Below are 20,480 nucleotides of genomic sequence, written 5' to 3'. Positions count from 1 at the left end.
GCTGGGCGCTGGGCTACTCCTGGCCGACCGCAGTCTCGTACAGGTTCGCGGCGACCGGTTCGACATCGAGCTGCAGCACGTCGTTGAACTTGTTGAAGAAGGTGCAGGTGGTGATCCTCATCGTGAGTTCGAGCACCTGCGCATCGTTGAAGTGCCCGCGCAGGCGCTCGAAATGCTCGTCGTCGACCCGGTTCGCATCAAGCGTCGCCTGCTCCGCGTAGGCAATGACGTCACGATCCACCTCGTTAAAGGCCTCGACCTCGCGCCAGGTTCCCTCGATCACAGCATTCGCATGCTCGAGTGTGAGACCCGTATCGACCGCCTGAGGCATGTGGTGGATCACGCAGTACTCGCAGGCATTCCGCGCGCTGACCGCGAGTACGGCCAACTCGAGGTACCGTTTCGGCACGGTGCTGTGGCGGTAATAGGCGAGCAGCAGGTCGGCCACCGCCCGCAGCAACGGAGGGTGGTGCGCGAGCGACTCCGCCTGATGCATGAACTTGTCAAAGCCTGCGGCCTTGAACTCGTCGTAGATGCCGCGGACCTCATCCGAGGCTTCGTCATATTCGATGTACGGCAGGCGGGCCAACGCGTACCCCTTTCTCGATGTTGTTGCGTTCGCGATCAGTTCACGTTGCTCGGGATCCAGGCCGGATCAAGCGTCACGTACTCGGACACATCGATCGAGTCGTCGAGCAGCCCCGCCTCGAGGAAGGTGTCGGCGAGCAGCTGCTGCGCCTCGATCGCGGCATCGTCCATGGCGAGCACGCCGAACTCACGGCGGGCGTTCGCAGCCTCGAACGGAGCCGCGTCGACACCGATCGCCTCTGCAAGGATCTCAGCGGCCTCGTCGGGGTGCTCGTTGGCCCACTCGTTCGAGTTCTGGAGCTCCTCGAGGATGATCGACAGCACATCGGTGTCCGTCTCGAGCAACTGCTCCGAGGCGAAGTAGAAGGTGCGGTTGTCGGCCAGGCCTTCGGCGTCGAGCACCGTCGTGGTCTCGATCTGCTCCTCGATGATGGCGAGGAACGGGTCCCACGTGCCGAAGACATCGAAGTCGCCCTGCTGGAAGGCGGCCATGCCGTCAGCGGCGCTCGGGTAGTACACGACCTCGACGTCGTCGATGCTCATGCCGGCCTCTTCGAGAGCACGCAGCAGGAGGTAGTGCATGTTGCCCCCCTCGGTCACGCCGACGCGCGTGCCCTTGAGGTCTTCGACGCTCTCGATGCCGGAGTCCGCCTTGGAGACTAGGGCGACGCCGTGGGGGTAGGGATTCTCCGAGGCCACGTACTGGACCGGCTTGCCGTTCGCCGCCGAGAACACCGCGTTCGCATCCGAGGCATGACCGAAGTCGATGTTGCCCGTGTTGAGCGCCTCGAGTACCGCCGTGCCGATCGGCAGCTCTTCCCAGACGACCTCGTATCCCTCTGCCTCGAGATGCTCGTCGAGGTTGCCCCGCTCCTTGAGCAGGTTGACGGTGTTCCCCGGCTGGTAGCCGATGACGACTTCGCCACCCGCCGCGTCGCCGGATGCGTCATCGCTGCCTCCGCTGCAGGCCGACAACGCGAGCAGGCCGGCCGCGGCCGCGGCAACGACTGCGAATGATCTGGTGAAGCGTTTCATTAGTGGTTCCTTTCGGGTCCGTTCAGGATGGAATCCAGGAGCGCGTTCTCGTACTCCAAGAAATCTGCGTTGCGGGTGCGGGGCCGGGGCAGGTCGATCTCGAGGTCGAGTCCGACACCGCCGTCTGCCAGAACGATGACGCGGTCTGCGAGCGCGACCGCTTCGGCGACGTCGTGAGTCACGAGCATCGAAGTGAAGCCCCGCTGCTGCCAGAGCGTCTCGATCAAGTTCTGCATCTCGAGCCGAGTCAGCGCGTCGAGCGCACCCAGAGGCTCGTCGAACAGAATCACTTCAGGAGAACTCGAGAGTGCCCGAGCGAGCGCGACGCGCTGACGCTGACCACCGGATAGGTTGGCGGGCCACTGCTCGAGCTTGTCTGCGAGACCGACTGCTGCAAGGTTCTCCTCGGCACCCGATTTGGCTGCGGCGGCGATCTCGACATTGCGCAGTACGGTGCGCCAGGCGAGGAGGCGATCGTCCTGGAACATCATCCGCAACTGATCGTGCGGGCGCTCGACGCGGTCGCCGTCGAGCAGGATCTGCCCTGTCGTGGGTGCCTCAAGACCTGCGACGGAGCGCAGAAGCGTGCTCTTGCCGCACCCGCTTTTGCCGACCAGCGCGACGAACTGCCCTGCGGGGATCGTTAAGTCGACGTCGTGCAACACGGTGTGACTGCCGAAGCTCTTCGTGTAGTTCTCGATCGTGATCTGAATGCTCATGGTTTCTTCGCTCTGCTGGTGACTCGCTGCTCGCCGTCGCGATCAGGAGGCGTTGAACTTCGGATTGAAGGCGGGGTTCCATCGCAGCAGTCGACGTTCGAGCATCACCGCGATCACATCCGAGATCTTGCCGAGCAGCGCGTAGATGACGATCGTGAGCACCACGACATCCATCTGCACGAACTGCCGTGCCTGCGTGGCCAAGTAGCCGACGCCGCCCTTCGAACCGATGGTCTCGGCGACGATGAGCGACATCCACATGATGCCGAGCGAGTACCGCACGCCCACGAGGATGCTGGGCATCGCGCCCGGAATGATGACTTCCCGGAAGAGTTCCGTCTTGCTCAGGCGGTAGACGCGGGCCATCTCGATGAGGCGCGGATCAATGTTCTTGATGCCGTTGTAGGTGTTGAGGTAGATCGGGAACGCAACGCCGAGGGCGACCAGGAAGATCTTCCCTTCCTCGCCCAGGCCGAACCATACGATGACCAGAGGAATCAGTGCGAGGTGCGGAACCGTACGGATCATCTGGATCGAGGTATCGAACATCGACGCCGCGACCTTGGAGAAGCCGTTCGCCAGGCCGAAGGCGAATCCGATGACGCCACCGATAGCGAAACCGATCAGGGCGCGTCTCGTGCTGATCCAGATGTGCTCGAGAAGCTCGCCGTCGACAGTCATCTTGACAGCGGTCTCCACGACCTCGATCGGTCCAGGGAGGAAGTCGCCGGGCGAAAGCTGCCAGATCACCAGGGCGAGAACCGGGATCAGCCAAGGCACCGCTCGAGAGACCCAGCTGCGCCCCGCCGATCGTTTCCGTCCTGCGGTTCGCTCAGCGGGGCGAGACGGATCCGCCCCTTCGATCTCCCCGGCATCCGGGATGTTCGCGGTCGCCACTGCACGGGCTCCTCAATGTGTCGGTTCTTGGATTCGGCTCCGTAGGTTTCGCCGCGTCCCGGGCACCACAATCAGCGGAGCCGAGCTCGGAGCGCTCCGCGGCCCACTCTCCCAAGAGGTGACGCGCGACACAAATGACCATGTCATATTGCGAAACAATAGGACCTATCATCTGTCGACGCATGTCGACATCGTCATCTACTGTGCCCTCAGACGGCGACGCAACGTTCCCGTAGACTGATGTCATGTACTTCATCGTCGTCAAGTATCAGGTCAAGCCCGATCACGCCGAGTCGTTTCTCGATGCCACCGCTGAGTTCACCGCAGCGACACGGGCGGAGCCCGGAAACATGTGGTTCGACTGGTCTCGCAGCGTCGACGACCCGAACGAGTTCGTACTCGTCGAGGCGTTCCGCGATGACGATGCAGCGAGCGCGCACGTGAATTCCGACCACTTCTCGCAGGGGCTGGAGTCGATGCGCCCTCTGCTCGCAGAAACCCCACGGATCATCTCGCGCAAGGTCGAGGGCGACGGCTGGGACGAGATGGGGGAACTCGTCATCGACTGATCGAGTTTCACCCCTGCGTCTGCTGCTCGCGCGAGTGCGTTGGCCTAGCCGTGCTCGCGGCAGCGTGCCGGCCTAGCATTGGGCCGACCTCGCCACCGGGCCGGCCTCACCGTTACCAGCCGCGGGCTTTCCAGTCCGACAGCGAAGGACGCTCCGCACCCAGAGTGGTCTCGGCCCCGTGACCCGGATACACCACGGCGTCGTCGCCGAAGCGGTCGAAGAGTCGCTCTGAGACGTCGGAGAAGAGCTGCTCGAAACGGGCGGGTTCGTCACCGGTATTCCCCACACCACCAGGGAACAGGCTGTCGCCGGTGAAGAGCAAGGCGGGCTCTTCATCAGTCGACGCGAACGCCATCGAGCCGGGGGTGTGTCCACGCAGGTGGATCGCCTCGAGCGAGATGTCGTCGATTGAGATCCGCTCACCTCCCGAGAGCAGGAGGTCGCCGCCGACTCCGCGCTCCTGCTCGAGCTGCGCATTGTCATCGTGCCCGATCACGATGCGTGCGCCGGTCTCTGCGGCGAGCGCAGCAACTGCACGGGTGTGGTCCCAGTGCGCATGGGTGATGAGGATCCAGGCCAGCCGGGATCCGGCCTCCGCCGGTGGCGGCGCTGATTCCGGTGTCGGTGCCGACGATCCCGCTCCCGCTCCCGATCCCGGCTGTTCGGGTTCCGTGGCGCCACCGGAAGCTTCTCGCTCGGCATCCGCAGCACCATCGGCGAGGAGCGCTCGCAGCGCTGCGATGTCGTCCGCGGCATCGATGAGGATCTGGTCGCCGCTCCCCTTCGCCGTCAGCACATATACGGCGTTGTTCATCTCGGAGACGAACGTCCGACGCACGGTGTACCCCGCACGATCCTGGATCAATTCAGATGACATCTGCATACTCCCATCTCGAGCGAGACTTTCCACTTCTCGTCTGGGTCACAACCTGCATCTGCGCAAGTTCTCCTTCTACCCTGCACTATTTCGTCGCGCGAACCTACCCGAGATACGCCTTGTTGTTGCTTCACGGGCTGCGAAGGGGAGCACACGGCTCATCTCGGGAGGCCTGTCTCGGAATCGGCTTCTCGGAAGTTCCGCAGTGCCCGGGCACGACGGCGGCTCAGACCTCGCCGGCGTTGAACCTGCGAGCGCGATCGACGCCCACCTCCACTGCGGTCTGGAATGCCTCCGGCACGCCCAGCTCGTCAAGCTTCCGCATTGAGGTATCCGTGATGTTGCCGGGGCGCATCATGGTGCGGCGCACCTCTTCGACGCCCTCCCCCGTAGCGTCCAGTCGGGCGATCGCGCCGCGTACGGTCGAGACCACGATCCGCTCGGCGAGTTCCTTCTCAAAGCCCTGCGCCACAACGGCGCGCGTCAGCACCTCGATGAAGTAGGAAACGTAAGCGGGTCCCGCTCCCGGGACGGCGGAAATGACGTCGAAGCGATCCTCGTCGAGAGGAACCACGAGCCCTGCCGGAGCGAGCAACGAAGCCACGAGTTCCTCCTGCTCGCGGTCGGCGCCCGGGCCCGCCACCGTCCCGATCACTCCCTCACCGATGTCCGTCGGCAGGTTCGACATCGCCCGCACCGCCGCCACGCCGTCGGGCAGCATCGACTCCAGTGTCTCGACGGCCGGGGTCGTGGCCAGGCTCACCAGCACCGCACCCGGAGACATTGCCGGGGCAATGTCGGAGATGGCATCGGCGACATCCTCGGGGCCCACTCCGAGCAACACCACATCGGCTCCCGACACAGCGGCCCGATTCGCGTCGGGACGATCGGCAGACCGCAGCACCTCGATGCCAGGTCGCCCCACAGCCCAGTCCGGAGTCGATGTTCGGGTAGTGATCCTCATCACCGTGCCCGCGGCACCCTGTAACGGCTCACTGCGCAGCACCGCCTTCGCGACAGCGCTTCCCATCGCACCACCTCCGATCACGGCAATGAGCGGGGTTCGAGCAGATTCGGTCATACGAGCTCCTCACAACAGTGTGCGTACGGTGGTGCTGCGAGCTTAGCCCGCCCGCATCAAGCACCCATATGCTGGGACCATGCGCGAGGACGGACCCGACCGGAGGCGATCTCCTCTCAGCCGTCCGCTCCGAGCCCTGCTGCGACTCTTCGCAGCACCGCGAGTGAGCATGCGTGACGACTACGAGAAAGTGCGCCGGTTCCAACGACGCCTCGCCGCGCTCCCGGCACCGCGCTACCACGCGCTCGATCGCGAGCTCGTCTCCGCCGACGGAGATCACGCCATCCCTGTCCGCATCTTTCAGCCGAAAGAGCGCCGCAGGAACGAGGTACTGCTGTTCTTCCACGGCGGCGGCTGGGTGACGGGCGACATCGAGAGCTACAGCCCGGCCTGCGCGACCATGGCCGACCTGACCGGGTGCGCGGTCGCGTCGGTCGACTACCGACTTGCCCCGGAACACCCCTTCCCCGCCGGGCTTCAGGATTGCTACCGGGCGACCAGGCTGCTGCTCACCGAACCGCAGCGGATCGGGCTCGAGAGCGCCGACGAGATCGTGCTCGTCGGCGACTCCGCCGGAGGAAACCTCGCGGCGGTGGTCTCGCAGATGCTGCATGACGACGATGTGCCAGGGGTGCGTCGGCAGATCCTCCTCTACCCCGTGACGCATTGGGACCACGACCCCTCGACCTCTCCGTTCGCCTCGGTACGCAATCACGGCGACGACTATCGACTCACGAACACCGAAGTGCAGGACTACTTCGACCTCTACGTGCCCGACCCCGATGCCCGCAGGGACCCCCGTGTCGCTCCCCTGCTGGCTGAGGATCTCTCCGATCAGCCCGAAACGCTCCTCATCACGGCCGAACTCGATCTCCTCCGTGACGAGGGCGAAGCCTACGGTCGCGCGCTCGCCGCAGCAGGCAACGAAGCGCATATTCACCGTGTCGACGGGGCACTGCACGGTTTCATCGCACTCCCCCGCTTCTCACGCTCACTGCGCGAGGCGTACGAGGTGATCAACGCATTCCTTGCGGGCGGTGTCGGTGGCGCCGTCGGAGGCGCTGCCGACGGTTCTGGCGCCGCGGCTCCAGATCGAGCATCTGACGCACAGGACACGCAATGACTCGGAGGCCGTGGGCCCGACTCGACAACGCGTCGAACATCTTCCTCGCGGCGCGCAGCGAGGTCGACACGAAGGTGTTTCGCATCAGCGCCGAGTTCGACCACGAGGTCGACCCGATCCTGCTGCAAGACGCACTCGACGAAACATACGACCGTTACCCGCTCTACCACTCCGTTCTGCGGAGCGGCGTCTTCTGGTACTACCTGCAGGAGAGTTCTCTACGGCCCCGCGTCAGTACCGAGCAGCAGCATACATGCGCACCGATCTACCAGCACGACCGCCGCACGCTGCTGTTTCGCGTACTGCATCATCGACGACGCGTGATCCTCGAGATCTTCCACGCGCTCTCGGACGGCACCGGAGCGCTGTGGTTCATCTCCGACCTTGCGGCAGCCTATGCGCGACGACGCTCGGGATCATCTGCACCGGATCACTCAACTCGCGGACCGGTTCTCAAGTTCCCGGCGAACCACGGGGACCCTGCCGAGATGATCCATGAGCTCAGTGTCGACGGTTTCCGGCATCACTTCCGTCACCGATGGGTGCGGGTCGAGCCTGAGGCCGCAACGTCAGCCGGCTCGGGCGGTGGCACAGACGCCTCGCCGGCTGCCCCGGCGGTTCACCAGCAGCACCGACGGCGACTTCGCGACACGTTCACGCGCATACTCCACGCGACCACCGGTCGAGTGCATCGCGTTCGTGGCACGCGCACTCCCGACAACCGCACGCGCCTCGTCGAGCTCACGATGCCGGCCTCCGCGGTGCTCGGTCTGGCGCGAGCCGAAGGCGTATCGCTCACGATGTACCTCACGGCGCTCTTCTTCGAGTCGATTCGAGCATCAACCGGCGGCCTCGGGCAAAGGCGCACGATCGCGGCCTCGGTGCCCGTCAACCTCAGACAGTTCTTCCCGTCGGATTCGGCGAGAAACTTCTTCGCCACGGTACGCATCCAGCACCGGTATGGCGAAGGCGACGACTCGGTCGGCGCGGTCGCGCGCAGGCTCGAGGCGCAGTTCCGTCCGATGGCGAGCCCTACGGCTCTGGAGCGGAAACTGCGGAAACTGATCAGGTTCGAGCGGATGGCGGTGCTCAGAGTCGTACCGCGCGGGCTCAAGGATGTGTTGCTCGGACTCATCAATCATGGGAATAATCGCGGCCTCACCGTTGCGGTCTCGAACCTCGGCCGAGTGACGCTTCCCGAGCCGGCCGAGCAGCGAGTGGGCCGGATGCTCTTTCATGTCTCAGCGGTGAGGCCCCAGTTCTGCGCGATGTCGCACGCAGGCCAGCTGACCATCAGCTTTACTTCTCCGTTCGTCGAGACCGCGCATGTTCGCGAGTTCGCACGCCATCTCACGGAGCGTGGCATCGACATCTCGGTTGCTGCGGCTCGGGCGACTGAGGCGGAACTCGCCGAGGCTCGACTCGTGGAGGCGGAGTGATGAGGCGCTGCACCGACTGCGACGTCGCCATCGAGGGTGGCTGGGGGCAGTGCCCCCTCTGCGCTTCGACCGTCGCCGGCGAGCCCCGAGACACGGTGCCGAACCCGCTTCCCGCGATCCCTCTCGACTACTCACGTCGCACCGTGCTGCGCACGCTGTTCGCCGTATCGATCGCCATGATTCTGCTGTCGTTCGCCACGCAGCTGTTCTTCAACCCCGACCTTCCCATCGGTGCGCTGCGAGCGGTATGGCTCGGGATCGCATCCATGTGGTTGGTAGTGCTCATGGCGGTGCGGAAGCGCCGTAATGTCGCGAAGGGCACCGTGTACATCGTCGTACTGGCGGGGCTTGTGTGCGCGTATTGGGATTACCTCACCGGTTGGCACGGTTGGTCCCTGAGCTACGCGATTCCGATCGTGTGCGGCTCCGCGATCATCGCCCTACTCATCACTGTGCGGCTCATGCGCATCGAGGTCGGCGAGCACATCGTCTATACGGGCCTCGCGGTGCTGCTGGGTCTGGTGCCGATCGTCTTCCTCGTGTTCGGGTGGGCGGATCAGCGTCTCCCCTCGGCGATCTGCGGCGTGCTCAGCCTGGTTGCCCTCGTGCTGCTGCAGGTCACCCGCGGCGCCGAGGTTCGGCATGAACTCGCGAAGCGTCTGAACCTCTGAGTGAACGGCCTTCTCGGAGCCTCGAGAGTCGAACGACCGATTCGGTGCCCTGTTCTGCTGCACGCGGTTCATTCCCGAGTCCTGACGTGAGAGGTTGGAATGAACACGCACCCGAAGACACGCACCGCAAGTCGGAAGGGGCGAGAGTAATGAGGGTATTGGTCTGGGACCGTGCTGGGGGAGCTCCTCAGACTCGTCTCCGTGGCAGCTTTGGGGATACTGGAGATCCAGCTCAGCAGTCGACCCCTGGGGACAGTCGTCGGGCTCGACAACCAGATCCGGGAAGTACAGCCACCCGCGCTGCCCTTGTGGTTGCATATCGCCCCTGCAATGGTCAGCGCCCTTGTCCTGTGGGGTATCTGGGCGGTGCTGAAGAGAACGGCGCGCGCGTCGGTCCTGGCGTTCGTGCTGACCTTCCTCGCGGTGCCCCTGGGCCAGATCATCTTTGCCGTCTCTAGCCGGGAGGTGAGTCAGGTTTTCCCCCCCCCCCGGGGTGAGATCCGGAACAGGGAATCTCGCCTTGGTGGCAGGGGTGGATCGAACGGGGCGGCAGCAGTACGGCCACCCTGATCGTGCTCCTACTAGCAGCCGGAATAGCTGCGGTCGTATGGAGAGGCAAAGCGCGAGCTTCGCGCGCGGTGAATTGAGAACGGTGAGATGAGGTGAGGAACGCGACAGGTGGAGCAACTTCGAGCGCACCAGGTCGACCTCGGCGAGGGTAGAAAATCTCAGGCGAGATTCGGTTCTATCGCGAGTTTCTCGACCCTCGACCCATTTCCGACCATGCTCACAGCGGTGGGCCGGGGAAGCCGGTTCATCCGAAGCCGATATACACCGGAATACAAAAGAACCCCCTCGATGTAGAAGCTACGAGGGGGTTCGGAGCGGGCGTAATACTCCCGCAGTGGCTCCGACGGGCGTCGATCCCGTGACCTCACGATTTTCAGTCGTGCGCTCTACCAACTGAGCTACAGAGCCAGGCACTCACCAGTGGCGACCGCCAGAGACGAAGAAACCCTTCCGTAGAAGGGTTCCTCATCTGGCGACCCTGACGGGACTTGAACCCGCGACCTCCGCCGTGACAGGGCGGCGCGCTAACCAACTGCGCCACAGGGCCATGGTGTATTCAGTTGTATGGTATTCAGTGACCCCAACGGGATTCGAACCCGTGCTGCCGCCGTGAAAGGGCGGTGTCCTAGGCCGCTAAACGATGGGGCCGAAGCAATTTCTTGCTTTGCTTACCGAGAGATAACTCTACGATGAACTGCGACTCTCGCGCAAATCGAACCACTATTCATGCATCTCTGGCGTGTCGCCGCGAACTCTCCCGGAAAACGTGCGCCACAGCGTGCGCCTGTCACCCGAAACGTCAGCGAACTGCGACGTGTCTAGCCGGAGAGCGCGTGCTGCAAGCGGCGCAACGAAATGTCTTCGTGCAGCATCACGCCCTGCGACGTGCTCTGCTCGAAGGTGAACCCGATCTTCCCCTGGTTCAGCACACCGATGAGGTAGGGCTCGTCGGGGTTCCAGAGAATCCAGGTGGGCTGTCCGTGCGTGTTGTTCCCGAGAAAGGTGATCTCGATACTGCGTCCCCCGAAGCGTTGCACGGTCGGAACCATGCGCTGGGTCGAGAGCACCACGCCGCCGCTGTCCGTCTGCTGCATCTCGTTCATACGTTGATCTTAGCCAACCTTCCGCGTTGCATCATCCGTTTGCCGCCGAAATGCCCTATTGGTCGGCTGGCGGCTTCATGATTGCACCGGTCGCGAGCCCCATGGCGATACCGGCGGGAATCCACATCCAGAATTGCCCGAGCACCGCGAGCACGATGCCCATCACGGTTCCGATGCTGACCGCGACGATCATCTGTTTGCGTCTCGCGGCCGGGCTCGGCTCGCCCTTCTTCTGCTCACCGCTCATGCTGACCAGCCTAGGCCGAGGTCGCGAATGATGCTGTGCAGCTGGGCGATGCGGGGTTCGGGGTGAGGATCCGGAGCGCCTTCCTCCGGGGCCGCGCCGGCGACGGTCGCGCCGAGCCGGTCGGCGACATCGAGTACCCCGAGCACCGCGAGCTCTCGAGGGTCGGCGCCACGGGCGATCGCCAGGTCAATCAGCGCTCCGGAGGCTCGAGCAACCTTCGCGATGCTCGGCGATGGCGTTCCCCCCGCAGCGATCAGTACGGTTTCTACGGAGTCGAGCAGGGAGCGATCCCCGTTGGGCAGCACCTCCGCTTCCCACTCCCGCCAGGCGCGGCGGATCCCACGGGCGTGATCGACCGCGTGCACCGCGTCATCGGCGAGCTCGACGACCTCGCTCCCGGATTTGTCGCGCAGCACGACGATAGTTCGGCTGGTCTCGAGCGTGGCGAGCGGAACCAGCTCAGACGTACCGATCCTGCCCTCAATATCCGCCCGCAACGCCATCGGCATCTCATCCGACTCGCCCCAGAGCAGCTCCTTCGCCCCGTCGGGGCGGCGCTCCTTCAGATGCCAGCCGGCGTCCTTCCCGCCGGTACGCCGTCGCACCGCAACGTCGATCGCGGCGAGCGCCCGATCCGGAGTATCGAAGTAGACCGCGATGAGTGGCTGCACTCGTGGGTCCGAGGCGGTGAACCCTGCCGCAGCGAACTCCGCGGAGGACGGCAGCTCAGCCCCGACAGAGACCTCGTACTTGCGCTCGATCTCCACGGACTCGGTCGCGGCTTCCGGCATTGCGGCTTCCGGCGTCGCGGCCTCTGATGTTGCAGCTCCGGGATCATACTCAGACACGGGAACAGCTTACGGCGTGGACACCGGCCCGCCGATCCTGCCGGCGGGATCGTCAGGAATCACCGTCGCTTCGCCCGGACTGCCTCCCGGCCCGTCTCGACCGGCCATCCACACGATGCCCGCCCCTGCGGCGACGACGAGGCCGATCCCGAGCAAGGCAGGCATCTCAAGCACCTGGCCGAGCAGCAGCGCACCGACGAGCGTGCCGACAAGCGGGTCGAATGCGAACAGCACACCGATCACTCGAGCCGACGTCCAGCGCCCCGCCATCGTGTCAACGGTGAAGGCGAGTGCAGTGCCGAGCAGGGCCGACAGCAGCAGCATCCCCCACTGCGATCCAGTCACCTGCGGAATGGTCGGCGCCGACAACGGCAGCGTGATGATCGCTGCGAAAGCGACCGAGAGTGCCACGCTCGGCAGGCCACCGGCCGACTGCCCGACTCGCGCAGCAAGCAGCGTGTACAGCCCCATGCACACTGCGGCGCACCCCGCGAACACGAGACCCAGCGCATCGATCGGTCCGCCGAGGCCCGCGATCAGGGCCACTCCCCCGAAGGCCACCAGCGCGAGCATCACCTCGCCCAGGCGACGTGAGGCGAGCAGCGCCACGAGGCAGGGGCCGAGGAAGTCGATGGTGGTCGCGATCCCGAGCGGAATCCGGTCGATAGCGAGATACAGGAAGATGTTCATCGAGGCCATGGCGAAGCCGTACAGCGCGATCGCGGCCCAGTCACGAGCGCTGCGACCGCGCAACCGTGGGCGGAAGATCAGGAGCAGCACAGCAGCGGCGATGAGTAGGCGCAGCGAGCTCGTTGCGAGCGCACCGAGCGAATCGAACATGCCGAACGCGATTGCTGCCGAAAGCTGCACACCCGTCGATCCGATGAAGACGAGGATCACGGCACGCATCGCGGCACTCCGGGTCACCTGCCGCGTCATGCTCACCGGCTCAGCCTAGTGGTTTCCCTGGCTACACTGACCGGTGTGCCCGAGATGTCCGCAGCCGAGCAGCCGACCGATCTGCTGATCGCGATCGCACGCGCTGCCACCGACATGTGTGCGAGCGCCGCGGCACGACTGCGCGAGCATGGTGTTCCCAGCGAAGGGCTCGCAATCTTTGAGGAGCCGCGACGGCGCTTCTTACGCACACGTCCTGCCAGATTGCGCCCCTCGGGGCGCGTCTGGCGTCTCGGAACGCTGCTGCTCGATGAAGACGGATCTCTCCATGCCGCGGGCCGCGCGACCCGCGCCGCCGAACGGGGGCGCCCCGGCTACCAGTCTCAGTCGCGGGAGGAGCGCCGTGAGATCGCGGCCGCCGCCCTGCGCGGCGGATACGACGCGGGCGAGCCCGTGAATTTCGACGCGCGCCCGCTGCTCGGTTCTGCTGCTCTCGCAGCGGCCGGGCTGGAGGGATCCTCACCCTCGGACGAGGCCGAGGTGCTGCGCAGGCTTCCCGACGACGCACCCATAGGGATCGCAGACGGCGAGCTGCGGGTCCGCTGGCGGCCCGGTGCGCCGCTCGAGGGCGCTGCGCCCCTCGCGCAGTACCTCGACGAGCGGATGGACCTCATCGTGAACCGGGCCGAGGCGTAAGCCCCTGTTAGAATCCTCCGCATGGGTACCTTGATCAGCGTGCGTACGACGACGCACTCGCTCGCCGTACGCGACCGCCGCGCCTGACGGCGCGTTCGCACTCACGCTCAGCGCGTCGTCCGTCCGAGAACCATTCGCGTCTCGGAGCGGTGATTCTGCGCACCCATCTGCACTGCGGTACCCGCCCTCGAGGCGCTCCACTTCCTCGCATTCCTGGAGCGCGCCCATGTCACGTTCATCGCATTCATCACGTTCATCCCACGGCGGCCGACACGAACTCGGCCAGAACTTCCTCACCCACGCACCCACCGTCTCCCGCATCGTCGAACTCGTAGCGCGCACCGACGGTGCGATCCTCGAAATCGGAGCGGGCGACGGTGCCCTCACCCGGCGCCTCGTCTCGCTCGAGCGACCGCTCACGGCGATCGACATCGACGAGCACTGCGTCGAACGGTTGGCGCGGGTGCTGCCCGGCGCCTCGATCGAGCACGCCGATGCAATGCGCTACCCGCTGCTCCAGCCGGTGGTGGTCGGCAACGTGCCGTTCCATCTCACGACGCCGATCCTGCGCCGCATGCTGGCCCGCGGATCCTGGACCCATGCCGTTCTGCTCACCCAGTGGGAGGTCGCCCGAAAACGCTCGGGCGTCGGCGGCGCCACGATGATGACCGCGCAGACCTCGCCGTGGTTCGCATTCAGTCTGCACGGCAGAGTGCCCGCCTGGGGCTTCACCCCTCGCCCGAGCGTCGACGGCGGAATCCTCCGGATCGCTCGGCGAGAGCGTCCGTTGCTCCCCCTCGACCAGCGCGAAGGCTACGAGCGCTTCGTGCGAGCGGTCTTCACCGGCAAAGGCGGAAGGATCGCACGCGTCCTCCAACAGGCGAGTCGGGTCGAGCGCGGGGTCGTGATGTCGACGATGCGCCAAACGGGCGTCGCACCGCACGCCCTACCTCGGGACCTGCGTCCCGAACAGTGGGCCGGATTATGGCAGGGCCTTCGCGGTTCGGTCCGCTAGGAGATGGCGGCCGTGCCGTCCAGCTGATGCAGTCGGCTGACGGGAGTGGAGACGACCTCGCGCGCATGACGTACCGCCTGCTCCGTCTCGGCGTCGTAGAAGCAGAGGCACTTCTGGGTGTCCTCGCGTACGTAGGTGCGCAAGAAGTCGACGTCGTCGACCGTGTCATACAACGGCGACTTCCGCTTCTTCGCCTCGAGGTACTGCTCCATGGTGATTTCCTCGGGAATATCCCACTCAACGAGGTAGCCGGCAGCGGCTCCCCGTGCTCGCACCTCGTCGACGGTCGCCCCGACGATGCGCACCGGCACCGCGTCACTGAGCGTCGAGACCCCCGGAACTTCGGCGGCGTCGAGCGCGACGCCCGCGCACTCGTCACCATCGAGGATCAGATAGACGCGGGAGTGGGAGGCGGGCACCTGGGCTTCGACAAGCGAGCCACCGGAGGACGCATACGCGGAAGAGATCGCCTCGATGGCCGCGGCCGCGGCTTCGCGACCCGGTTCAGCGATCTCAGCCTCGACGAGAAACAGTGCCATGATGACGATCCTTTCGGCCTGCGGAAACTACAGACAGGTCTGTCTGTTTTGTCGAGCCTAGCCGAGGTTGCGGGGTCCGTGAACCCTCAATCGGCGGTCGATGTAGCAGACCGTAATATTGGAGGATGCCCGAACGCCTCTCCGCTTCCGAACGTCTCCTCACGACGGCGAGCCATCTTTTCGCGCGTGAGGGCATCCGCAGCGTCGGCATCGACCGCATCCTCGCAGAGGCCAACGTGGCGAAGGCGACCCTCTACCAGGGCTTCGGGTCAAAGGAGGCGCTCGTCGTCGCCCACATCGAACGCCGAGACATGCTCGACCGTCGGGCGTATCGGGCAGAGGTCGCAGGCCTTCCCCTGCGCGGCCACGAGCGCGTACTCGCCTCATTCGAACTCGCGGCGCGATCGGCGGAGGCGGCGGACTACCCCGGCTGCGTCTACGCCAACGCACTGAACGAGTTCTCAGACCCCGAGCAGCCCATCGCCCGCGCCGTGCATCAGCACCGTGACTGGTTGCGCGGTGAGTGGGAAGCGGCGCTCGAGGAGCACGACGATGCCGCACTCCTGGCTGCAGAGGCGACGATCATCTACGACGGGGCGCTGCTCGGGTCGCGGGTTGCACGGTCCAGCGAGCCGATTCTGCTCGGCCGCCAATTGGCGTATGCTCGGATCCGGCACGATCAATAAGCCTGTGTGACCGATTGTTTCACCAGACCTTATGTACAGGTCTGTCTGAACCTAGACTCGGTCGAGTTCACCCCCGCGCCAGCACCCGCGCCCCAAGGAGGCACCTTGCAGGATCCCCTCGCGAGCGACCCCGACCCGGTACGCACCGTCGCCGCCTTACATGGCGCGAGTGTGACGCGCGGAGGGACGCTGATCGTTTCCGACCTCAGCCTCGAGCTCTTCGAAGGCGATCTTCTCACGGTGGTCGGCCCGTCGGGTGCCGGCAAATCGACTCTGTTGGGCCTACTGGCGGGCCTCTGGCCCGCCAGCGCGGGCGAAGTGCGCAGACCCGAGGATGCGGGCGGGTCGACGCGTCTCGTGTTCCAGGAGCCCAGGCTCCTGCCCTGGCGCACCGCGGCTGAGAACGTACGGCTCGGCCTTGAGTACCGCGCGAACGGTGGCCGAGGGCTGGGTCACGCGCATGATGCCGATGCCCGCGTCGCGGCCCTGCTCGGAGAGCTCGGCATCGGGGACCTGGCGGATCGCCTACCGGAAGAACTTTCCGGCGGACAAGCGCAACGGGTCGCCGTCGCACGAGCCGTGGCCGCCGATCCGACTCTGCTGCTGCTCGACGAACCCTTCTCCGGCCTCGACCCTGTATCGAGAACCGAGGCCCAAGAGTGGCTGCGTCGCGTACACCGGAGACTCGGGCTCAGCACTGTTCTGGTCACCCACGACCTTTCCGAAGCTGCCCGTCTCGGGGATCGCGTGGCGGTACTGCGCCCGGGTGGAGCTTCGCTCGAGGTCTTCGAGTCGCCGGACGGCGACCATGCCCGATTGGAATCCGGGCTGCTGCGCGCGTTCCCCGGGGTCGTCGAGCCGCCCACCGCCACGGCGCGGCCGTCACGGCGCCCCAGCCGTCGCGAAGTGCTGACCGTCGCAGCGGCCGGTGCACTCATCGCGTTACCGGCGATCGGATCATTTCTCACGGGCGCATCGAGCGCTGCATCGAGTCGCAGCGCGGGTGGGAGCGACGATCATGACGTACTCCGCCTCGGCTATCTACCGATCACCGATGCCGCACCTCTGTTGATCGCACACGACTCCGGAGCCTTCGCCGACCGGGGAATCGACACCCCGGAGCCCACTCTGTTCCGCAGTTGGGCTTCGCTCGTCGAAGCGCTCCAGGGCGGCAGCATTGATGTCGCTCACCTCCTCATGCCGCTCGCCATGCAACTGCGCTACGAGGCAGAGATGCCGATCAAGGTGCTCGCCTGGAACCACGTGGGTGGATCCGCGCTCGCCGTGCTGCCGGAGATCGACAGCATCGAGGGTCTGGCGGGCACAACCGTCGCGATCCCCGGCTGGTTCTCCATCCACAACGTCGTCCTGCAGCAGTTGCTGCGCGAGGCCGGCCTGACTGCCGTGATCGACACCGATCCGGGGCCAGACACAGTGCAGCTCGTCGTGCTCGCACCCGCAGATATGCCAGTCGCCCTCGGCAACGGGACCGTATCCGGCTACATCGTCGCCGAACCCTTCTGCGCGGTCGCCGAGAAGCAGGGGGTCGGTCGAATTCTGCGCTTCACCGGAGACGTATGGCGCGAACACGCCTGCTGCGTCACCGTGGTACGTGAGGATCTCGTGACCGATAACCCCGAACTCGCGCAGCGCGTCGCCGACGCCGTGGTCGCCGGACAGTTGGCGATCCTCGCCGACCGCGCAGCGGCAGCGGAGCGTCTCAGTGTCGGAGGATATCTGCCGCAGCCGCCCGAGAGCATCGCAGCTGTGCTCGACGAGCACGAGAGCCAGCACGCGGAGTACGTCGATGACGGAGCCATTCACCACCCCGAGTGGGAGGAATCACGCATCGGCTTCCAGCCCTACGCCTACCCGGGCTACACCGAGCGGCTCGTTGAGGAGCTGCGTCTCACCACCGTCGACGCCACCACGGCGTGGCTCGACAAGCTCGATCCCGCGGCCGTGCACGCCGACCTCGTGAGCACGGATATCAACCTGCGCGCCGTCGAGTCTGCGGGCGGTCTCGCGGTCTTCGGGGCGACCCCGACGCGCACGGAGGTGATCGAGCCGTGAGCACGACAGAAGCGCTGGAGACACATACGCGCCGAAACACTGCCCCCACCGCACTCACCCGCTTCGGGATTCGCGTTCTCGTGCTCGCGGTGGCCGTCGCGCTCTGGTGGTTGCTCGCCGATGTCTTCTTCTCCGCGAACCCCGTCGTATCGAAGATGGGTCCGGGCAGCACGATCGCCGGACTCTTCCGTCTGCTCGGTGAACCGGCCTTCCTCAACGCGGTGACGGTGTCGCTCGGGCGCCTCCTCGCCGGGCTCGGCCTCGCAACCGTCATCGGCATCCCGCTCGGGGTGCTCTTCGGGGCGCGCGCACTCGTCGAAGAGGCGACCGATCCGATCGTGCAGTTGTTGCGCATGACTTCGCCGCTCGCCTGGGCTCCGCTCGCGCTCGTGCTGCTCGGCACCGGATCAGCGGCGGTCATCGCACTCGTCGCAGTCGCCGCAGTCTGGCCGGTCGTGCTCGGCGTGGCGGCAGGCGTGCGCGCCCTCGATCCGGGGCTGCACGCCGTTGCCCGTTCCCTGGGCGCCACGCGCTGGGAGGTGTTCCGCACGACCGCCGCCCCCGCGCTCGTCGCGCCGACCACCGGAGCCGTGCGCGTGGCTCTCGGCATCGCCTGGGTGGTGCTCGTTCCTGCCGAGATGCTCGGGGTCACGAATGGCCTCGGCTACGCCGTGCTCAACGCGCGCGACAACGTCGACTACACCGGCCTCGCCGCAACCATGCTCGCGATCGGGCTCCTCGGGTTCCTACTCGACCGCATCTTCCGAGGTCTGCACCGCATTGCACGCTCACGAGGCGAAAGGACATCATGACCGCAACCGGTGAAATCGCCCTTATCCATGACGCCGCAACCCTCGCTCGCGAGGGAGCTGCGCAGGCGGATCGGGAGGACCGCTCTCTCGAGCAGACGTTCGCACAGCTCGGGGAGCTCGGCGCCCTCGGACTGGGCGCCGGGACGCAGCCCGGCGGCACCGAAGACATTGGCGCGTACGCGCGCCTAATCGGCGCTGTGGCCTCGGAATGCATGAGCACGGCGTTCTCGCTCTGGGCGCATCGCATGGTGATCACCTACTTGAACGGTGCAGGGGACGACCTCGCCCCGTTGCTCGACGACCTCGTCGCAGGTCGCCGCGCCGGTTCGATCGCGATGGCGACGGCCATGCAAGAGCTCGCAGGGATCGGCGAGATTCCCACCCGTGCGGTGCCTGACGGCGCCGGCGGCTACCACGTGCACGGCGTGATCGCCTGGGCCTCGAACATCGTCGAGGGGACAGTGGTGGTACTGCCGGCGCATGTCGTCGAGTCGCTCGATGCGCCGCACGATAGCGGTGAACGGATCATCGTCGCCGCGGTCGTCGGTGAAGCCGGGCTCGAGACTCGGGAGGTGGAGGATCTGCTGGCGCTCGGAGCCACTCGTTCGGCCATGCTGCGCTTCACTGGCCTGCACGTGCCTTCCGAGCGCGTCATCGCGACCTCTCTCGAGGCATGCCGTGCGAACCGAAGCACGCATCTACTGCTGCAGACCGCTTTCTGCACGGGGCTCGCTGAACGCTGCATCTCCGAGGTCTCTGATCGCTTGGAGGGATCCGGCAGTGCGATGACGTCCCGTCACTCGCAGCTCGAGGAAGAGAGCAACGCGCTCGCCTCGGCTCTCACGAACGCACTGGGATCGCTCGAGACGACCACGCCCGCGGAGGTCACTCGCATCCGCTACGAAGCCGGGCGCCTCGCCTACGCGGCTGCCCGCCACGAGTCGGCGCTCATTGGCGGCCGCGGGTACGTCACCACGCATGCCACGAACCGTCGCCTGCGCGAGGCCACCTTCCTACCGGTGCAATCACCCAGCGAGGTGCAACTGCTGCAAGAGCTCGAAGGGTTCGGGATCGATCCCGACCAGCCGAAAGGCACACTCCTCACGGTGGCTTAGCCGAATGCTGTCCAGGTCGTGTCCACATCAATGAGCCAGTGATTGCGCAGCGTCAGCGCGCGCTCGGTCCCCGCGAGCAGTCCAGCGACCAGGGTTGTGGTGTTCAACCAGGTCGGCAGCTGGATCGGCGACGTGAATGTTCCAAATCGCTGGGCAATCGAGTCAATACTGGTGATCATTTCGACGCCCTGCGGGATGCCAACGGCCAACCCAACCAGGAGCACCACAATGGCGAGCACGCCGATCGATTTGCTCAGTAGCGGAAATCGGCCATCGAACCGGGCACGCAGTCCCTCCGCAGAACTGCGGTGCGGCACCAGCACCTCTTCATTACCGTGACCGTCAATGAAGTGCATCCGCTTTGCACCGTAACCACTGGCCGCGACTTCGATCACGCCACCCGGTACTTCAAATGTGGCGGGCAACTTCGATCGGTAAAGCTGCACCCCGTCACGGTACAGAGCCGCCGGAGCCTTCCCCGGTTTCGGCATTCTCGTGTTGCTGAGAGTCTCGGCTGCGCGACCCGAACTCTGACCACGTTCGCTTTCCACCGCGAAGATATCTTCACCGGTTTCCGATGAATCACCCTCTTGGCCGCTGAGATCATCTTCAAAGTACCGAGCGTCTACAGCGTAGACGTGCTTACCCTGCGCCTCCTGGAGTTCGATAAAGAAGATCGACCGGCCGAACAACTGCCACCAACGATAAGGCTGCAGCGCACTGCCGTTGCCGGCCTTGACCTTGCCGAGTTGTCTATTTCTTCTCCAGCGCCTGAACATGATTCTCCGGACAATACCAGCGCTGCCCGCGCTAAGCTTGGTCGGACCGTCACCGCAGCCGCCACCCGGCCCGGATACGACGTCGGCAGGATCGCGATCGA

Annotated in this window: 22 protein-coding genes and 3 tRNA genes; 10 read left to right on the top strand and 15 right to left on the bottom strand. The window is 65.5% G+C overall.

Annotated features, from left to right (window positions below):
• Positions 1-13: 13 nt before the first annotated feature.
• Genes ACUYV6_RS07980 through ACUYV6_RS07965 form a run of 4 tightly spaced genes read right to left on the bottom strand, consistent with a single transcriptional unit; the run spans position 14 to position 3,239 of the window.
• Positions 14-589 (bottom strand): carboxymuconolactone decarboxylase family protein, encoded by a 576-nt coding sequence (locus tag ACUYV6_RS07980; protein ID WP_449278126.1) that lies wholly within the window; start codon positions 587-589, stop codon positions 14-16.
• A 35-nt stretch (positions 590-624) separates the two neighbouring features.
• Positions 625-1,623 carry an aliphatic sulfonate ABC transporter substrate-binding protein gene (locus ACUYV6_RS07975; RefSeq protein ID WP_449278125.1) on the bottom strand — a complete coding sequence of 333 codons (999 nt, stop codon included), beginning with the start codon at positions 1,621-1,623 and terminating at the stop codon, positions 625-627.
• Positions 1,623-2,342: an ABC transporter ATP-binding protein gene (locus ACUYV6_RS07970; protein ID WP_449278124.1), complete on the bottom strand. Its 720-nt coding sequence runs from the start codon at positions 2,340-2,342 to the stop codon at positions 1,623-1,625. Before ACUYV6_RS07970 ends, ACUYV6_RS07975 begins: the two co-directional genes overlap by 1 nt.
• 42 nt (positions 2,343-2,384) lie before the next feature.
• The gene (locus tag ACUYV6_RS07965) at positions 2,385-3,239 is read right to left on the bottom strand and encodes an ABC transporter permease subunit (RefSeq protein WP_449278123.1); all 855 of its coding nucleotides are present in this window, start codon (positions 3,237-3,239) and stop codon (positions 2,385-2,387) included.
• A 245-nt stretch (positions 3,240-3,484) separates the two neighbouring features.
• Here ACUYV6_RS07965 and ACUYV6_RS07960 point away from each other — a divergent pair, with 245 nt between their 5' ends.
• Entirely contained in the window at positions 3,485-3,808 is a 324-nt protein-coding gene (locus tag ACUYV6_RS07960) for a putative quinol monooxygenase (RefSeq protein ID WP_449278122.1), read from the top strand.
• 112 nt (positions 3,809-3,920) lie between these two features.
• Here the strand turns inward: ACUYV6_RS07960 and ACUYV6_RS07955 are convergent, their stop codons facing one another.
• Together ACUYV6_RS07955 and ACUYV6_RS07950 are read right to left on the bottom strand one after the other, a co-directional pair.
• Complete coding sequence (locus ACUYV6_RS07955) at positions 3,921-4,685, bottom strand: MBL fold metallo-hydrolase (RefSeq protein ID WP_449278121.1); 765 nt, start codon at positions 4,683-4,685, stop codon at positions 3,921-3,923.
• Positions 4,686-4,911: 226 nt separating this feature from the next.
• Positions 4,912-5,766, bottom strand: a complete 855-nt coding sequence (locus ACUYV6_RS07950) for a pyrroline-5-carboxylate reductase family protein (protein ID WP_449278120.1) — start codon at positions 5,764-5,766, stop codon at positions 4,912-4,914.
• 79 nt (positions 5,767-5,845) lie between these two features.
• Here ACUYV6_RS07950 and ACUYV6_RS07945 point away from each other — a divergent pair, with 79 nt between their 5' ends.
• Genes ACUYV6_RS07945 through ACUYV6_RS07935 form a run of 3 tightly spaced genes read left to right on the top strand, consistent with a single transcriptional unit; the run spans position 5,846 to position 8,999 of the window.
• A complete protein-coding gene (locus ACUYV6_RS07945; RefSeq protein ID WP_449278119.1) occupies positions 5,846-6,889 on the top strand; it encodes an alpha/beta hydrolase in 1,044 nt (347 codons plus the stop codon).
• Positions 6,886-8,328 carry an alcohol acetyltransferase gene (locus tag ACUYV6_RS07940; RefSeq protein ID WP_449278118.1) on the top strand — a complete coding sequence of 481 codons (1,443 nt, stop codon included), beginning with the start codon at positions 6,886-6,888 and terminating at the stop codon, positions 8,326-8,328. The genes ACUYV6_RS07945 and ACUYV6_RS07940 overlap by 4 nt, the downstream gene beginning before the upstream one ends.
• Positions 8,328-8,999 carry a DUF6320 domain-containing protein gene (locus tag ACUYV6_RS07935; protein ID WP_449278117.1) on the top strand — a complete coding sequence of 224 codons (672 nt, stop codon included), beginning with the start codon at positions 8,328-8,330 and terminating at the stop codon, positions 8,997-8,999. Before ACUYV6_RS07940 ends, ACUYV6_RS07935 begins: the two co-directional genes overlap by 1 nt.
• 905 nt (positions 9,000-9,904) lie before the next feature.
• Here ACUYV6_RS07935 and ACUYV6_RS07930 read toward each other — a convergent pair.
• The 7 genes from ACUYV6_RS07930 to ACUYV6_RS07900 all read right to left on the bottom strand — a co-directional run bounded on the left by ACUYV6_RS07930 (position 9,905) and on the right by ACUYV6_RS07900 (position 12,706).
• A tRNA-Phe gene (locus ACUYV6_RS07930) sits at positions 9,905-9,977 on the bottom strand.
• Between the two features lie 62 nt (positions 9,978-10,039).
• A tRNA-Asp gene (locus ACUYV6_RS07925) sits at positions 10,040-10,116 on the bottom strand.
• Positions 10,117-10,144: 28 nt separating this feature from the next.
• Positions 10,145-10,217 (bottom strand) — tRNA-Glu (locus ACUYV6_RS07920).
• 170 nt (positions 10,218-10,387) lie between these two features.
• Positions 10,388-10,672 carry a hypothetical protein gene (locus ACUYV6_RS07915; protein ID WP_449278116.1) on the bottom strand — a complete coding sequence of 95 codons (285 nt, stop codon included), beginning with the start codon at positions 10,670-10,672 and terminating at the stop codon, positions 10,388-10,390.
• A 55-nt stretch (positions 10,673-10,727) separates the two neighbouring features.
• Positions 10,728-10,919 (bottom strand): HPP family protein, encoded by a 192-nt coding sequence (locus ACUYV6_RS07910; protein ID WP_449278115.1) that lies wholly within the window; start codon positions 10,917-10,919, stop codon positions 10,728-10,730.
• The gene (locus ACUYV6_RS07905) at positions 10,916-11,767 is read right to left on the bottom strand and encodes a CYTH domain-containing protein (protein ID WP_449278114.1); all 852 of its coding nucleotides are present in this window, start codon (positions 11,765-11,767) and stop codon (positions 10,916-10,918) included. Before ACUYV6_RS07905 ends, ACUYV6_RS07910 begins: the two co-directional genes overlap by 4 nt.
• Positions 11,768-11,776: 9 nt before the next feature.
• A complete protein-coding gene (locus tag ACUYV6_RS07900) occupies positions 11,777-12,706 on the bottom strand; it encodes an EamA family transporter (RefSeq protein ID WP_449278234.1) in 930 nt (309 codons plus the stop codon).
• A gap of 54 nt (positions 12,707-12,760) precedes the next feature.
• On the opposite strand from ACUYV6_RS07900, the gene ACUYV6_RS07895 reads away from it, so the two are divergent.
• Together ACUYV6_RS07895 and erm are read left to right on the top strand one after the other, a co-directional pair.
• Positions 12,761-13,360 carry a hypothetical protein gene (locus ACUYV6_RS07895; protein ID WP_449278233.1) on the top strand — a complete coding sequence of 200 codons (600 nt, stop codon included), beginning with the start codon at positions 12,761-12,763 and terminating at the stop codon, positions 13,358-13,360.
• 226 nt (positions 13,361-13,586) lie between these two features.
• A complete protein-coding gene (gene erm / locus ACUYV6_RS07890) occupies positions 13,587-14,375 on the top strand; it encodes a 23S ribosomal RNA methyltransferase Erm (RefSeq protein WP_449278113.1) in 789 nt (262 codons plus the stop codon).
• Here the strand turns inward: erm and ACUYV6_RS07885 are convergent.
• Complete coding sequence (locus ACUYV6_RS07885; protein WP_449278112.1) at positions 14,372-14,914, bottom strand: DUF4242 domain-containing protein; 543 nt, start codon at positions 14,912-14,914, stop codon at positions 14,372-14,374. The two genes, erm and ACUYV6_RS07885, sit on opposite strands and share 4 nt — an antisense overlap.
• 125 nt (positions 14,915-15,039) lie before the next feature.
• Between ACUYV6_RS07885 and ACUYV6_RS07880 the strand changes: the two genes are divergently transcribed.
• From ACUYV6_RS07880 to ACUYV6_RS07865, 4 genes are all read left to right on the top strand, one after another.
• Positions 15,040-15,600: a TetR/AcrR family transcriptional regulator gene (locus ACUYV6_RS07880; RefSeq protein ID WP_449278111.1), complete on the top strand. Its 561-nt coding sequence runs from the start codon at positions 15,040-15,042 to the stop codon at positions 15,598-15,600.
• 105 nt (positions 15,601-15,705) lie between these two features.
• Positions 15,706-17,673, top strand: a complete 1,968-nt coding sequence (locus ACUYV6_RS07875; protein ID WP_449278110.1) for an ABC transporter substrate-binding protein — start codon at positions 15,706-15,708, stop codon at positions 17,671-17,673.
• Positions 17,670-18,485, top strand: coding sequence for an ABC transporter permease (locus ACUYV6_RS07870; protein WP_449278109.1), 816 nt, complete (start codon positions 17,670-17,672; stop codon positions 18,483-18,485). Before ACUYV6_RS07875 ends, ACUYV6_RS07870 begins: the two co-directional genes overlap by 4 nt.
• Entirely contained in the window at positions 18,482-19,600 is a 1,119-nt protein-coding gene (locus ACUYV6_RS07865; RefSeq protein WP_449278108.1) for an acyl-CoA dehydrogenase family protein, read from the top strand. The genes ACUYV6_RS07870 and ACUYV6_RS07865 overlap by 4 nt, the downstream gene beginning before the upstream one ends.
• Here the strand turns inward: ACUYV6_RS07865 and ACUYV6_RS07860 are convergent.
• Positions 19,597-20,379, bottom strand: a complete 783-nt coding sequence (locus ACUYV6_RS07860) for a hypothetical protein (protein WP_449278107.1) — start codon at positions 20,377-20,379, stop codon at positions 19,597-19,599. The genes ACUYV6_RS07865 and ACUYV6_RS07860 overlap by 4 nt on opposite strands.
• Positions 20,380-20,480 lie beyond the last annotated feature (101 nt).

The organism is Leucobacter sp. GX24907 (assembly GCF_053567335.1).
The sequence above is the reverse complement of the archived record's forward strand: the minus strand, read 5'-3'. Positions and strand labels throughout refer to the sequence as shown.

Coding starts and splice junctions, on each gene's coding strand:
- ACUYV6_RS07950 (WP_449278120.1), bottom strand. CDS start 5,766: ATGACCGAATCTGCTCGAACCCCGCTCATTGCCGTGATCGGAGGTGGT.
- ACUYV6_RS07900 (WP_449278234.1), bottom strand. CDS start 12,706: ATGACGCGGCAGGTGACCCGGAGTGCCGCGATGCGTGCCGTGATCCTC.
- ACUYV6_RS07945 (WP_449278119.1), top strand. CDS start 5,846: ATGCGCGAGGACGGACCCGACCGGAGGCGATCTCCTCTCAGCCGTCCG.
- ACUYV6_RS07895 (WP_449278233.1), top strand. CDS start 12,761: ATGTCCGCAGCCGAGCAGCCGACCGATCTGCTGATCGCGATCGCACGC.
- ACUYV6_RS07935 (WP_449278117.1), top strand. CDS start 8,328: ATGAGGCGCTGCACCGACTGCGACGTCGCCATCGAGGGTGGCTGGGGG.
- ACUYV6_RS07910 (WP_449278115.1), bottom strand. CDS start 10,919: ATGAGCGGTGAGCAGAAGAAGGGCGAGCCGAGCCCGGCCGCGAGACGC.
- ACUYV6_RS07915 (WP_449278116.1), bottom strand. CDS start 10,672: ATGAACGAGATGCAGCAGACGGACAGCGGCGGCGTGGTGCTCTCGACC.
- ACUYV6_RS07970 (WP_449278124.1), bottom strand. CDS start 2,342: ATGAGCATTCAGATCACGATCGAGAACTACACGAAGAGCTTCGGCAGT.
- ACUYV6_RS07865 (WP_449278108.1), top strand. CDS start 18,482: ATGACCGCAACCGGTGAAATCGCCCTTATCCATGACGCCGCAACCCTC.
- ACUYV6_RS07940 (WP_449278118.1), top strand. CDS start 6,886: ATGACTCGGAGGCCGTGGGCCCGACTCGACAACGCGTCGAACATCTTC.
- ACUYV6_RS07955 (WP_449278121.1), bottom strand. CDS start 4,685: ATGTCATCTGAATTGATCCAGGATCGTGCGGGGTACACCGTGCGTCGG.
- ACUYV6_RS07880 (WP_449278111.1), top strand. CDS start 15,040: ATGCCCGAACGCCTCTCCGCTTCCGAACGTCTCCTCACGACGGCGAGC.
- ACUYV6_RS07975 (WP_449278125.1), bottom strand. CDS start 1,623: ATGAAACGCTTCACCAGATCATTCGCAGTCGTTGCCGCGGCCGCGGCC.
- ACUYV6_RS07960 (WP_449278122.1), top strand. CDS start 3,485: ATGTACTTCATCGTCGTCAAGTATCAGGTCAAGCCCGATCACGCCGAG.
- erm (WP_449278113.1), top strand. CDS start 13,587: ATGTCACGTTCATCGCATTCATCACGTTCATCCCACGGCGGCCGACAC.
- ACUYV6_RS07885 (WP_449278112.1), bottom strand. CDS start 14,914: ATGGCACTGTTTCTCGTCGAGGCTGAGATCGCTGAACCGGGTCGCGAA.
- ACUYV6_RS07860 (WP_449278107.1), bottom strand. CDS start 20,379: ATGTTCAGGCGCTGGAGAAGAAATAGACAACTCGGCAAGGTCAAGGCC.